Genomic DNA, 12,845 nt, shown 5'->3' on the forward strand with positions numbered 1-12,845 from the left:
CATGGCTTCGGACTCCTCGACCAAGGCGGCGACGCCGCTGGGCCAGCCGGCGGGAACGGCCGCGCGGGTGCAGCACCTGAACTGGCCGTTCTTCGAGCTGCGCCACCAGGAACTGGTGGCCGAGCTGGACCCCTGGGCGCAGCGCCGCGTGGCGCAGCTCCACGGTCCGGATACCGACGCGACGTGCCGGGAACTGGTGCGCACGCTGGGCGAGGACGGCTGGCTGCGCTATGCCGTGGCGGGCCTGGCGCACGGCGGGTTGAGCGATGTCATCGATACGCGCGCGGTATGCCTGCTGCGCGAGACGCTGGCCTACCACAACGGCCTGGCCGATTTCTCGTTTGCGATGCAAGGCCTGGGCTCGGGCGCCATCAGCCTGTTCGGCACCGAGGCGCAGCGCGCCGCCTACTTGCCGCGCGTGGCGGCAGGGCAGGCGATCGCGGCGTTCGCGCTGTCCGAGCCCGAGGCCGGCTCGGACGTCGCCGCCATGAGCTGCGCGGCGGTGCAGGACGGCGGGCACTACGTGCTCAATGGCTGCAAGACCTGGATATCGAACGGCGGCATCGCCGATTTCTACGTGGTGTTCGTGCGCACCGGCGAAGCGCCCGGCGCGCGCGGCATTACCGCGCTGGTCGTCGATGCCGGCACGCCGGGGTTCGGGATAGCCGAACGCATCGATGTCATCGCTCCCCATCCGCTGGCGCGGCTGAGCTTCGAGAACTGCCGCGTGCCCGTGTCGCAGCGCCTGGGCGAGGGCGGGCAGGGCTTCAAGGTGGCGATGGCCACCCTGGACGTTTTCCGCACCTCGGTGGCCGCCGCCGCGCTGGGCTTTGCGCGGCGCGCGCTGGACGAAGCGCTGGCGCGGGCGACCTCGCGCCGCATGTTCGGCCAGACCCTGGCCGATTTCCAGATGACCCAGGCCAGGCTGGCCGAGATGGCGACCGGCGTGGATGCGGCGGCGCTGCTGACCTATCGCGCCGCCTGGGCGCGCGACAACGGCGCGCGCATCACCAAGGAGGCGGCCATGGCCAAGATGACCGCTACCGAGACCGCCCAGCGCGTGATCGACGCCGCGCTGCAGATGTTCGGCGGCCAGGGCGTGGTGTGCGGCGAGACGGTGGAGCGCCTTTACCGCGAGATCCGCGCGCTGCGCATCTACGAGGGCGCCACCGAAGTCCAGCAATTGATCATCGCACGCGAGCTGCTGCGCGACGCAGCCGCCTGACAAGGAGTTTCCATGAGCCAGAGCATCGACTTCCTGCAACCCGAGGGCTGGCCGCGTCCCCGCGGCTACAGCAACGGCGTGTCCGCCCGGGGCAGGCAGGTCTTCATCAGCGGGATGATAGGCTGGGACGCCGACGAAGTCTTCCACGCGAAAGACCTCGCCGGCCAGGTGCGGCAGGCCCTGGCCAACATCGCGGCCGTGCTCGCCGCCGGCGGGGCGAGGCCCGAGCACATCGTGCGCATGACCTGGTACGTGCTGGACAAGCGCGCCTACGTGGCGGCGTATCCCGAGATCGGCCAGGCCTATCGCGAGATCATCGGCCGGCATTTCCCGACGATGACCGCGGTGCAGGTAGCCGGGTTGATCGAGGACGAGGCCCTGGTCGAGATCGAAGTCACGGCCGTGGTCCCGGACTGAAGGGCCCGCAGTCGCCCGATACAGGGCGGTGTAGGTATCATCGGGGTGTGATCCATGGAGAAGCACCGTGAACGACAACCCGCATACGCTCAAGCCCGGCTACTACTGGTATTTCATCGAGACCGACCCGCCTTCGATCATCCACATCCACGAATCGGGCGCCGCCAGCCTCATGGGGACCGACTACGAGGTCCCTGCCGAGGACGTCGCCGAGATGATCGAGCGCGGCGAGACCTTCGTCTGGATCGATCCGCCGCATTGAACCCACCTAGGCGCTTACGGACCGGCGGAGCCGGATCCGCGGCGCCCTGGGTCGGACGACGGCTGATGATCGGCGGGAGCGGGCGGCACTTCTTTTAATACCTGGTCCAGGCTGTGCTGGCCGCGGCGGCCGAAGGTATCGGCGAATTGCCGCGTGAACGCGGCGCCGAAGAAGAAGATCTGCGCGGAATAGTAGATCCACAGCAGCAGCGCGATGACCGATCCGGCCACGCCGTAGGACGAGGCCACGCTGCCCTGGCCCAGGTACAGGCTGATGAGCCCCTTGCCGACCAGGAACAGGACCGCGGTCACCAGCGCGCCGGGGAACACGTCGCGCCATGGGATGTAGACGCTGGGCAGCAGCTTGAACACTACCGCGAACAAGGCGGTGATGACGGCGAAGGAAAAGACATTGGACAGCACCAGCGCCGCCGTGGCGAATGCCGATTCGACCCAGAAGGCATGCCAGTAGTCCTGCAGCACCGACAGCGCGGCATTCACCGCAAGCGAGATCAGCAGGAACAGCGCCAGCACCAGAACGAGCCCGAACGACAGCAGGCGGCCGCGGATCTGCGCCCAGACGCCGCTGGTCCGGGCGGGCGGGACATCCCATAGATCGTCCAGGCTGCTTTTCAGCTCGGCAAAGGCCGTGGTGGCGCTGAACATCAGCAGCACGGTGGAGATCAAGGCCGCGGCCCAGGTTTTCTCCGACTGAACGGCGCTGGCCAGCACGGTCTGTATGGCCTCGGCGCCCTGGCGGCCGGTCAGGCCGCCGATCTGGTGGACCAGTTGGTCGCGCACGGCGTCTTCGCCGAAGAAGGCGCCGGCAATCGCGATCACCAGCAGCAGGATGGGCGCCAGCGAGAACACCATGTAGAGCGCGAGCGCGGCGCCCTTGCTGGCGGCACGGTGATCGGACCAGCGCTGGACCGTATCCCACAGCACGGAGACGATGAGGATGCGGCGCAGCTTGTCGAGGAGTCCGTTGGGCATGGAGAGTGGAGGCGGGCGGGTCCAGGCTCCATTCTGTGCAGCGCAGGCACGGTGCGTCAGTACTTAAAACATTCCGACGCAACTGTAGGCGTTTGCTAACGCCTGGCCCCGGAGGGTCAATCCTGCACGTTGAAGCCGGTCTGCGCCACGATGCCGCGCCAGCGTTCGATCTCGGCGCGCTGGTAGCCGGCCAGCTCGGCATGCGCGGCGAACGCGGCGTTGACGCCCTGGGAAACCAGCTTCTGGCGGATGTCCGCGTCGTCCAGCGCGTCGCGCACCGCGGTTTCCAGCCGGCTCACGACTGCCGCCGGCGTGCCCTTGGGCGCGTACAAGCCGTACCAGCCCGTGGCGTTGACGTCGGGGTAGCCGGATTCGGCCATGGTCGGCACGTTGGGCGCGGTGGGCTGGCGCCGGGCGCCCGTGACGGCCAGCACCTTGAGCTTGCCGTCCTGCGCAAGCTGCTGGGCGGCCTGCAGCACCAGGAAGCCGAACTGCACCTGTCCGCCCACCAGGTCGGTGACGAGCGGGGCCGAGCCCTTGTAGGGAACGTGCTGCATGTCCAGCCTGGCCGCGCGATTGAACATGTCGCCGGCGAATTGCGAAGGCGAGGCCGCGCCGAACGAGCCGTACGAGTATTTGCCGCGGCCGGCCTGCAGCCAGGAGACTAGATGCGGGAGCGAGTCGGCGGGCACGCTGGCGGGCGTGGCCAGCGCCAGCTCGAACTCCACCAGGCGTGCCACCGGCTCGAAATCCTTGATTGGGTCGTAGGGCAGTTTCTTGTAGGTGGCCGGACTGACCGCCATGGTCTGGGCGAAGCCCATCAGCAGCGTGTAGCCGTCCGGGGCGGCGCGCGCGACGGCCTGGGTGCCGATGAAGCCGCTGGCGCCGGCCTTGTTCTCGATGACGACCGGCTGGCCGAGGCGGGTGCGCAGTTGTTCGCCCACCATGCGCGCCACGGCGTCGGGCGTGCCGCCGGCGGGGCCGGGAACCACCAGCGTGATGGGGCGGGACGGGTATGTTTCGGCATGGGCGAGCGATGCGGCCAGCATGCAGGACAGGGTGAGCGCGGCGTAGCGGATCATGGGGCCTCCGTAGCAAAGCGCCCATGCTAGAAGCTTGCCATGTACGCTGCACAATGAATTTGTCCGGCATGGCTATGCCATCCGGCTATGGCGGGCGGGATCTTGGGGCTATCCCTGAAACATGCGGCCCGGCCGAAGGTACGGATTTGCTATGCTGCTCAGCAGTGGGCCTACAGGGGGGGTGGCAGATGCGTTGGATGCGCGCTGACGGTGCGAAACGGGGCGCGATGGGCGGAACGGCATGCCTGTTTCTGGCCATGGCCGTGCTGGCCGGCTGTGGCCGGCCCGGCAGCGAACCTGCTTCGCCGCTGAACAGTCCCTATGCCGCCGGCGCCGAGCGCCAGAACGTGCTCTATACCGCGTTCACGCAGCGTTCGCCCAAATATCTCGATCCCGCCAGCTCGTATTCGGTGGACGAGACGCCGTACACCTACCAGATCTACGAGCCGCTCTACGGCTACCACTACCTCAAGCGTCCGTATCAACTGGTGCCGCGCGCCGCGGTCAAGGTGGCCGACCCTGTCTACCTGGATGCCCAGGGCCGCCCGCTGGCCGGCGACGTGCCGGGCGAGCAGGTCGCACAGAGCGTCTACGACATTCCCATCAAGCCGGGCATCCGCTTCCAGCCGCATCCCGCCTTCGCGGTGGACGGGGCCGGGCGCGATCGCTACCGCCATCTTCAGCCGGGCGACCTCGAGGGCAAATACGCCATCACCGATTTTCCCGAGACCGGCACGCGCGAGCTGACGGCCGACGACTACGTCTACGGCATCCGCCGCCTGGCGACCACGCGGGTGGTGTCGCCGATCTTCGCGCACATGGCCGAGTACATCGTCGGCTTCAAGGAGTATGGCGATCGCATCCGCGCCCTCGATGCGCAGATGCGCAAGGGCCTGGATCCGACCACGCGCGACCTGCCCTGGATCGATTTCCGCCAATATGCCTTCGAGGGCGTCGAAGCGATCGATCCGCATACCCTGCGCATCCGCATCAAGGGCAAATACCCCCAGTTCAAATACTGGCTGGCGATGACGTTTTTCTCGCCCATCCCCTGGGAGGCCGACCAGTTCTACAGCCAGCCGGGGATGGCGGCGCGCAATCTGACGCTGAACTATTGGCCCGTGGGCACCGGCCCCTACATGCTCACCGAGTACCGGGAGAACCGCCGCCACGTGCTGACGCGCAATCCGAACTTCCACGGCGAGCCCTATCCCTGCGAAGGCTCGGAGCAGGACCGCGCCGAAGGGCTGCTGGACGATTGCGGCAAGCCCACGCCCTTCATCGACCGCATCGTCTTCAATATCGAAAAGGAAAGCGTGCCGCTGCAGGGCAAGTTCCTGCAGGGCTATTACGACGTGCCGCAGGCCGAGCGCGGCGAATACGGCGTGGCCTACCTGGTTGCCGCGGGCGACTCGCAGGAAAAGGCCGCGTTGTACGCCGAGCGCGGCCTGAAGCTGCCCACCACGGTGGAAACGCAGAACTGGTATATGGGCTTCAACTGGCTGGATCCGGTGGTGGGCAAGGGCGACACGCCCGCGCAGCAGGAACGCAACCGCAAGCTGCGTCAGGCCATCAGCATCGCGGTGGACTGGGAAGAGTACGTCACCATCTTCGAGAACAGCCAGGCGCAAGTGGCCCATGGCCCGCTGCCGCCCGGCCTGCTGGGCTACCGCGAGCCGCCCGCGGGCGCCAACCCGGTGGTCTACGACATCGCCGAGGGTCAGGTCGCGCGCAAGCCGCTCGACGTGGCCAGGCGGCTGCTGGCCGAGGCCGGCTATCCGGAGGGGCGCAATGCCGAGACGGGCCAGCCGCTGGTATTGAACTACGACGCCATGGGCGGCGTCTCGCCGGCGGCGCGCTCCCAGTTCGACTGGATGCAGCGCCAGTTCGGCAAGCTCGGCATCCAGCTGGAGATCCGCTCGACCGACTACAACCGCTTCCAGGACAAGATGCGGCGCGGCGTGGCGCAGATCTTCATGTGGGGCTGGAACGCCGACTATCCCGACGCCGAGAACTTCCTGTTCCTGCTCTACGGCCCCAACGGCAAGGCCAAAGAGGGCGGCGAGAACGCCTCCAACTATGCCAATCCCGAATTCGACAAGCTGTTCGAGCGCATGAAATACCTCGACGACGGCCCCGAGAAGGAGGCGCTGATCGCGCGCATGGTGGCCATCGTCCAGGGCGATGCCGCCTGGCTGTTCGGCTACTTCCCCAAGTCCGGGGGCGCCTATCAGCAGTGGGTGGGCAACGGCAAGCCGACCCAGATGATCCGCAACAACCTCCAGTACATGAAAATCGACCCCGACCTGCGCGCCCGGAAGATCGCCGAATGGAACCGGCCGGTGTGGTGGCCGGTGGCGCTGGTGGCCGCATTGCTGGTGCTGCTGGCGCTGCCGGCCTGGCTCATGGTGCGCCGCCGTGAGCGGGCGGCGGCCGTCTACGCCGGCCAATCCGACAGGAGCGCGGCATGACCGCTTACATCGTGCGCCGTATCCTCTACGGCATCCTGATCCTGATCGGCGTGAACCTGTTCACCTTCATGCTGTTCTTCGCCGTCAACACGCCCGACGACATGGCGCGCCTGGCCATAGGCGGGCGCCGCGTCACCGCCGACGCCATCGAGAAATGGAAGGTCGAGCGCGGCTACGACAAGCCGCTGCTGGTCAACGGCCAGGCGCAGGGCGCCGGGCGCTATACCGATACGATCTTCTTCGAGCGCTCGGCGCGTCTGTTCGTGTTCGACTTCGGCGCCTCCGACGCCGGCCGCGACATCGGCTACGAAATCCGCCAGCGCGTCGGGGCCAGCCTGGCGCTGGCCGTGCCGACCTTCATACTGGGGCTGTTCGCCAGCATCGCGTTCGCGCTGCTGCTGGTGTTCTTCAGGGGGACGTATCTCGACTTCTGGGGCGTGGTGCTGTGCGTGGCCATGCTGTCGATCTCGGCGCTGTTCTACATCATCGCGGGGCAGTACCTGTTCTCCAAGACGCTGCGGCTGGTGCCGCTGTCGGGTTTCGCCGGCGGGCTGGACAGCGTGCGCTTCCTGCTGCTGCCGGTACTGGTGGCGATCGTCGCCAAGCTCGGCCCCGAAGCGCGTTTCTACCGCGCGCTGTTCCTGGAGGAAATCGGCAAGGATTACGTACGCACCGCGCGCGCCAAGGGCCTGTCCGAGCGCATCGTGCTGTTCCGCCACGTGTTGCGCAATGCCATGCTGCCCATCCTGACCAGCACCATCTCGGCGATCCCGCTGCTGTTCATGGGCAGCCTGATCGCCGAGTCGTTCTTCGGCATCCCGGGGCTGGGCAGCTACACCCTGGACGCCATCAATGCCCAGGACTTCGCCATCGTCCGGGCCATGGTGTTCATCGGCTCGGTGCTCTACATCATCGGCCTGATCCTGGCCGATATTTCCTACACGATCGCGGATCCGCGCGTGCGTTTCGAGTAAGAACATGCCCAAGCTCGTCTTCCTATGGACCGATGTCGCGCTGTTCCTGCTGGTGCTGGCGGTGGCCGGCTACGCCTGGCATGCGCGCCGCAGCCCCAACCTGCGGGCCACCTGGAGCCGGGTGGCGCGCGACACGCCGGCCATGTGCGCCGCTGTGGTGATGGGTGTGTTCGTACTGATCGGCCTGCTCGATTCCCTGCATTACCGGCCGCTGCTGGAGTCGGTCGAGGTCAACGGCGCGCAGAGCGCGCGCGCCTATGCGCCGGTCACCCGTTCGGTGCTCGACGACCTACTCGAGGCACCGATGGCGGGGCGCGAGAAAACCTACTCCGCGCCGTTGGCCGTGCGGCAGTTCACCAAGGAATCCATGCTGGTGGACGGCAAGCCGGTGCGCGACTACCCGCGCCTGCGCCACGGCGGCGCGCACCTGGAGGATCCCGACGGCCAGTGGCTGGGCGACGTGCTGCGGCGGACCGCGGCCGGCGCGGCCGCCGGCCTGGCCGTGGCGGCGGTGGTTGCGCTGTTCGCGTCGGCGTCCCTGGCGCGCCGCCGGCGCGCCTCGCTGGGCGCGGCCTGGCGCGCCATCGTCAGGCGGCGCACGCGCACGCCGCTGGGGCCCATGCTGCTGACTTTCGGCGTCATCGCCGTGCTGGGCGGCGTGGCGGCGGCATTGTCCACCGGCTATCACGCGCTGGGCACGGACAGCACCGGCAACGACGTGCTGGTGCAGACCGTCAAGAGCTTCCGCACCGCGCTGGTGATCGGCAGCCTCACCACGCTCGCCACGCTGCCGCTGGCGCTGTCGCTGGGCATCATGGCGGGCTATCTCAAGGGCTGGGTCGACGACGTCATCCAATACGTCTACACCACGCTCACCTCGATTCCCGGCGTGCTGCTGATCGCCGCCTGCGTGCTGATGGTGCAGGTCTTCATCGACACCAACCCCGAACTGTTCGAGACCGGTGCCGAGCGCGCCGACCTGCGCCTGTTCCTGCTGTGCATCATCCTGGGCGTGACCGGCTGGGCCGGACTGTGCCGCCTGCTGCGGGCCGAGACGCTCAAGCTGCGTGAACTGGACTACGTGCTGGCGGCGCGCGCCTTCGGGGCCTCGCCGGCGCGCATCATGCTCAAGCACCTGCTGCCCAACGTCATGCACATCGTGCTGATCACCGTGGTGCTCGATTTCTCCACGCTGGTGCTCTATGAGGCCGTGCTGTCCTACCTCGGCGTCGGCGTGGACCCATCGATGAACTCCTTCGGCTCGATGATCAACCTGGCCCGCCTGGAAATGTCGCGCGACCCGATGATCTGGTGGAACCTGCTGTCGGCCTTCGTCTTCATGCTGGCCCTGGTGCTGTCGGCCAATCTGTTCGCCGACGCCGTGCGCGAGGCCTTCGACCCGCGCGCGCGCAGCTACCGGCCCGCCTGGGCGCGGCGCCGGCCCACCGCGCTGCAGGAGGAACGGCAATGAACGCGCCCGTTACACCCGCCGCCATGCTCGAGGTGCGCGGCCTGGACGTCAGGCTGGACAGCGACCATGGCGTGGTCCATGCGGTGGACGCCCTGGGGCTGACGATCGCGCGCGGCGAGACCTTCGCGCTGGTGGGCGAGTCCGGCTGCGGCAAGAGCATGACGGCGCTCGCGCTGCTGCGGCTCTTGCCCGATGCCGGCCGCATCGAGCGCGGCCAGACCGTGCTGGAAGGCACCGACCTGAACCGCCTGCCGGAAAGCCGCATGCGCGGGGTGCGCGGCGGCCGGGTCGGCATCATCTTCCAGGAGCCGTCGACCAGTCTCAATCCCGTGATGCGCGTGGGCGAGCAGATCGTCGAGACCATCGTCGCGCATACCGCGCTGCGCGGCGCGGCGGCGCGCGCCAAGGCGGTGGAATGGCTGCGCCGCGTGGGCATTCCCGAGCCCGAGCGGCGCATCGACGATTACCCGTTCCAGCTCTCGGGCGGGCAGAAGCAGCGCGTCATGATCGCCATCGCGCTGGCGGCCGAACCGGAACTGCTGATCGCCGACGAGCCGACGACCGCGCTCGACGTCACCATCCAGGCGCAGATCCTGGACCTGCTGCGCGCCTTGCAGGCCGAACTGGGCATGGCGATGATGCTGATCACGCACGACCTGGGCATCGTGCGCAGCATGGCGCACCACGTCGCGCTGATGTATGCGGGCCAGATCGTCGAGACCGCGCCGGCCAAGGAGTTCTTTAGCCGGCCGCGCCACCCCTATGCACGGTTGCTGTTCGGCGCCTTGCCCACCATGGCGCGGCGCGGCATGCATTTGGCGGCCATACCGGGATCGGTGCCGCCGCTGAACCAGATTTTCGGCGGCTGCCGGTTCGCGCAGCGCTGTCCGGCACACGCGTCCGAGTGCGACGCCGCACCGCCGCCGCTGCTGCCCGACGGCCCGCACCATGCGGTGCGCTGCGTGCGCCTGGCGCAGATCGATGCGCTCGAGGGCGGGCGCCAGCAAGCCGTCCTGCCGGATGCCGAGGCGGCTGCGGCCGGCACCGCGCTGCCCGAGGCCGAGGCGCCCCAGCCGCAAGACGCCGGGCGGCCCGCCGCAGGGGAACCGCTGCTCGAGGTGCGTGAGCTGAAAGTCCATTTCCCGATACGCAAGGGGGTATTGCGGCGCACGGTGGGCTGGATCAAGGCGGTGGACGGCGTAGACCTGGCGCTGCATGCCGGCAGGACGCTGGCGCTGGTGGGCGAATCCGGCTGCGGCAAGACCACGACGGGCAAGGCCTTGCTGCGCCTGCTCGACGGCGTGGCCTCGGTATCCGGCCAGGCGCGGCTGTCCGGACAAGACCTGCTGGGCGCGCGCGCGCGCCGGCTCAAGGCCTTGCGGCGCAACATCCAGATCATCTTCCAGGATCCGTATGCCTCGCTCGACCCGCGCATGCGGGTAGGGGAGATCCTCGACGAAGGGCTGGGTTCGCTGCGGCCCGACCTCGACGCCCGCACCCGCCAGGCCGCGGCCGCGCGCCTGCTCGACCAGGTCGGCCTGCGCCCGGAGGCGCGCGACCGCTATCCGCACGAGTTCTCCGGCGGCCAGCGCCAGCGCATCGCCATCGCGCGCGCCCTGGCGGTCGAGCCCAGGCTGCTGGTCTGCGACGAACCGACCTCGGCGCTCGACGTGTCGGTGCAGGCGCAGATCCTGAACCTGCTGCACGCCTTGCAGCGCGACCTGGGCATCGCCTACCTGTTCATCACCCACAACTTCGGCGTCGTGGAGTACCTGGCCGACGACATCGCGGTCATGCAAGGCGGCCGCATCGTCGAGGCCGGCCCGGCCGAGCGCGTCCTGACCCGGCCCGATCACGCCTATACCCGCCGCCTGCTCGATGCCGTGCCGCGTTTCGACGCCGCGGCATGAGGAGCTTGTTCGGGGGCGGCCGGGCGCAACTGCCCAGCCGCCCGCAGCAATTCCTTTCTCAGGTTCTTCAGCGGACCGTCGATGGCGCGATGCCGGGACAGAATCAGAGAGATAGGCGGGAGCGGGGCGCTCAACTCGATGGGCAGGACTCGGATGCTGCGCAGGCGCCGGTAATGCTGCGCCGCGGACGTCGGCGAGGCGGTAATAAGGCCGCCTTGTTCGACCAGGCTCAGGTTGGAAAGAAAGCTGGACGAACGGATGACCGGTTGCGGGGGCGGCAGGCCCGCGTGGAGGAACTCGTCCACCAGCAGCGCCGACGTTACCGAGCCTGGCGGAGGCAAGACCCAGGCGCGGCCCGCCAGGTCGGATAGTGCCAGTTTCCTGCGCGCGGCCAAGGGGTCGCTCCGGGCCACGACTATGCACATGCCCTCGTCGTAGAGGGTCTCCACGCGGAACCGATGGCCCTCTTCGGGCACGAGCGCGGCATCGCGGGTCACCCGGCCGACGACGCAATCGAACCTTCCCTGCGACAGCCATTCGAGCAAGAGATCCGAAGTGCCTTCCGTCAGCTGGATGTCCAGCGAGGGATGGGAAGCGATCAGGCCCGACAATGCCGCCGGCATGATGTTCAGCATGCAGCGCGGCAAGACGCCGATGCGCAGGATATCCCGGGTCCCGCCGGCCTCGGCCTCGATCGTCGCCAGTTCGTTGCCTATGACTTCCACGCGCCTCAGGATGGCCTTGACGCTCGGCGTCGAGGTCATGCCGCTGCGCGAGCGCACGAACAGCGGCTTGCCCAGCGCGGCTTCGATCTCGCGCAGCATCGCGCTTGCCGTAGGCTGGGTCACGTGCAATTGCCTGGCCGCCTGGCGTATCGATCCGAAGCGGTCGATCAATTCGAGCAGACGCAGGTTTCTGAACCGGAGCTGGGAAATGCGGAACGAGGTCTGGTCGTTCGCCATGATCGGAAATCCATTTCACATGAACGGAAAGTTCAATTATCTCCTTATCAGCAAGCCCGGCATACTTCGGGTCGATCGGCATCCATAAAGAAAAAGGAGGTGACACCATGTTCAGCCGTAGGCAGTTCGTTGCTTGCGCCGTCGCGGCCACGGCAGGCTTGCACGGTTCCGCCGCGCTGGCGGCGGGGTGGCCGGAGAAGCCCATTACCCTGATCGTGCCGTTCGCGCCCGGCGGCGCGACGGACATCGTCGGACGGATAGTGGCGGACCAGTTGGGCAAGCGGCTGGGCGTCACGATCGTCGTCGACAACCGCGCCGGGGCGGCGGGAGCGATAGGGATGAGCGAGCTGGCGCGTAGCCAGCCCGACGGGTACGCCTTCGCATTGATTACGGACTCCATTCCCCTGCAGCCCTTGCTCAGGCAGTCGCTGGACTGGCGCATGGATCAATTCGAGCCCATCGCGAAGATCGCGACGTCGCCGGAGCTGCTGGTGGTCAACGCCCGGTTCCCGGCCAGGACGGTCAAGGAGTTCGTGGAGCGGGCGAAGGCCCAGCCCGGGAAAATCTCGTATGCGGCATCCAGCACCGGGTCGGTGCACCACCTGGCGGGCGAGATTTTCCGCAAGCAGACGGGCATAGACATTACCCATATTCCCTATAAGGGCGGCGGCCAGTCCATCGTCGACATGGTCTCGGGCCGCGTCGATGCGGGCTTCATCGGCCTGGCGCCGGTGTTGAACCAGTTGAAGAGCGGCCAGTTGCGCGCGCTCGCCCAGACGGGCGACAAACGCGACCCGCAGGCGCCGGACGTTCCCACGTTCGCCGAGGCGGGATTCAAGGCCTTCGACGTACAGCTCTGGATCGGACTGGTCGGCCTGGGCGGGACGCCGGCCGGTGTATCCGCGAAGATGCAGGACGCCGTCGCGCAAATGCTTGCCGCGCCGGAGGTCCAGGCCAAGTTCAAGGAGATAGGTTTCGAGGCGGTATCCGGCAGCCAGAAGGAGTTCGGACCATGGCTGGCCCGCCAGCAGCAGGCCTGGGCCGAGCTTGTCCAGAAACTGGGGTTGGTGGGAAATTGA

The 12,845-nt window shown here is 67.9% G+C and carries 11 protein-coding genes; 8 read left to right on the forward strand and 3 right to left on the reverse strand.

The features are described 5' to 3' along the window. Nucleotide 1 precedes the first annotated feature (1 nt). From PIGHUM_RS14530 to PIGHUM_RS14540, 3 genes are all read left to right on the forward strand, one after another. Entirely contained in the window at nt 2–1,225 is a 1,224-nt protein-coding gene (locus PIGHUM_RS14530) for an acyl-CoA dehydrogenase family protein (protein WP_124080284.1), read from the forward strand. Nucleotides 1,226–1,237: 12 nt separating this feature from the next. Further along, a complete protein-coding gene (locus PIGHUM_RS14535; RefSeq protein ID WP_425466728.1) occupies nt 1,238–1,642 on the forward strand; it encodes a RidA family protein in 405 nt (134 codons plus the stop codon). Nucleotides 1,643–1,709: 67 nt separating this feature from the next. Further along, complete coding sequence (locus PIGHUM_RS14540) at nt 1,710–1,904, forward strand: hypothetical protein (RefSeq protein WP_124080285.1); 195 nt, start codon at nt 1,710–1,712, stop codon at nt 1,902–1,904. A 14-nt stretch (nt 1,905–1,918) separates the two neighbouring features. Here PIGHUM_RS14540 and PIGHUM_RS14545 read toward each other — a convergent pair whose 3' ends face one another. After that, the gene (locus PIGHUM_RS14545) at nt 1,919–2,896 is read right to left on the reverse strand and encodes a YihY/virulence factor BrkB family protein (RefSeq protein ID WP_124080286.1); all 978 of its coding nucleotides are present in this window, start codon (nt 2,894–2,896) and stop codon (nt 1,919–1,921) included. A gap of 116 nt (nt 2,897–3,012) precedes the next feature. Then, on the reverse strand, nt 3,013–3,978 hold the full coding sequence (locus PIGHUM_RS14550; RefSeq protein WP_124080287.1) for a Bug family tripartite tricarboxylate transporter substrate binding protein: 966 nt from the start codon (nt 3,976–3,978) through the stop codon (nt 3,013–3,015). A 227-nt stretch (nt 3,979–4,205) separates the two neighbouring features. Between PIGHUM_RS14550 and PIGHUM_RS14555 the strand changes: the two genes are divergently transcribed. The 4 genes from PIGHUM_RS14555 to PIGHUM_RS14570 are packed head-to-tail and all read left to right on the forward strand — an operon-like array spanning nt 4,206 to nt 10,804. Then, nucleotides 4,206–6,449 (forward strand): ABC transporter substrate-binding protein, encoded by a 2,244-nt coding sequence (locus PIGHUM_RS14555; protein ID WP_124080438.1) that lies wholly within the window; start codon nt 4,206–4,208, stop codon nt 6,447–6,449. After that, the gene (locus PIGHUM_RS14560; RefSeq protein ID WP_124080288.1) at nt 6,446–7,423 is read left to right on the forward strand and encodes an ABC transporter permease; all 978 of its coding nucleotides are present in this window, start codon (nt 6,446–6,448) and stop codon (nt 7,421–7,423) included. The genes PIGHUM_RS14555 and PIGHUM_RS14560 overlap by 4 nt, the downstream gene beginning before the upstream one ends. A 4-nt stretch (nt 7,424–7,427) precedes the next feature. After that, nucleotides 7,428–8,894, forward strand: a complete 1,467-nt coding sequence (locus PIGHUM_RS14565; RefSeq protein WP_124080289.1) for an ABC transporter permease — start codon at nt 7,428–7,430, stop codon at nt 8,892–8,894. After that, nucleotides 8,891–10,804, forward strand: coding sequence for an ABC transporter ATP-binding protein (locus tag PIGHUM_RS14570; RefSeq protein ID WP_124080290.1), 1,914 nt, complete (start codon nt 8,891–8,893; stop codon nt 10,802–10,804). Before PIGHUM_RS14565 ends, PIGHUM_RS14570 begins: the two co-directional genes overlap by 4 nt. On the opposite strand, the gene PIGHUM_RS14575 is transcribed toward PIGHUM_RS14570, so the two are convergent. Then, the gene (locus tag PIGHUM_RS14575) at nt 10,753–11,766 is read right to left on the reverse strand and encodes a LysR family transcriptional regulator (protein WP_124080291.1); all 1,014 of its coding nucleotides are present in this window, start codon (nt 11,764–11,766) and stop codon (nt 10,753–10,755) included. The two genes, PIGHUM_RS14570 and PIGHUM_RS14575, sit on opposite strands and share 52 nt — an antisense overlap. 107 nt (nt 11,767–11,873) lie before the next feature. Between PIGHUM_RS14575 and PIGHUM_RS14580 the strand changes: the two genes are divergently transcribed. Further along, nucleotides 11,874–12,845, forward strand: a complete 972-nt coding sequence (locus PIGHUM_RS14580; RefSeq protein ID WP_124080292.1) for a Bug family tripartite tricarboxylate transporter substrate binding protein — start codon at nt 11,874–11,876, stop codon at nt 12,843–12,845.

The organism is Pigmentiphaga humi (genome assembly GCF_900606115.1).
In the GTDB taxonomy this organism is placed as follows: Bacteria; Pseudomonadota; Gammaproteobacteria; order Burkholderiales; family Burkholderiaceae_B; genus Pigmentiphaga; species Pigmentiphaga humi.

Excerpts from the sequence above, each read along its gene's own strand:
- PIGHUM_RS14570 (WP_124080290.1), top strand. The coding sequence starts at position 8,891 with ATGAACGCGCCCGTTACACCCGCCGCCATGCTCGAGGTGCGCGGCCTG.
- PIGHUM_RS14580 (WP_124080292.1), top strand. The coding sequence starts at position 11,874 with ATGTTCAGCCGTAGGCAGTTCGTTGCTTGCGCCGTCGCGGCCACGGCA.
- PIGHUM_RS14530 (WP_124080284.1), top strand. The coding sequence starts at position 2 with ATGGCTTCGGACTCCTCGACCAAGGCGGCGACGCCGCTGGGCCAGCCG.
- PIGHUM_RS14535 (WP_425466728.1), top strand. The coding sequence starts at position 1,238 with ATGAGCCAGAGCATCGACTTCCTGCAACCCGAGGGCTGGCCGCGTCCC.
- PIGHUM_RS14550 (WP_124080287.1), bottom strand. The coding sequence starts at position 3,978 with ATGATCCGCTACGCCGCGCTCACCCTGTCCTGCATGCTGGCCGCATCG.
- PIGHUM_RS14545 (WP_124080286.1), bottom strand. The coding sequence starts at position 2,896 with ATGCCCAACGGACTCCTCGACAAGCTGCGCCGCATCCTCATCGTCTCC.
- PIGHUM_RS14555 (WP_124080438.1), top strand. The coding sequence starts at position 4,206 with ATGGGCGGAACGGCATGCCTGTTTCTGGCCATGGCCGTGCTGGCCGGC.
- PIGHUM_RS14565 (WP_124080289.1), top strand. The coding sequence starts at position 7,428 with ATGCCCAAGCTCGTCTTCCTATGGACCGATGTCGCGCTGTTCCTGCTG.
- PIGHUM_RS14575 (WP_124080291.1), bottom strand. The coding sequence starts at position 11,766 with ATGGCGAACGACCAGACCTCGTTCCGCATTTCCCAGCTCCGGTTCAGA.
- PIGHUM_RS14560 (WP_124080288.1), top strand. The coding sequence starts at position 6,446 with ATGACCGCTTACATCGTGCGCCGTATCCTCTACGGCATCCTGATCCTG.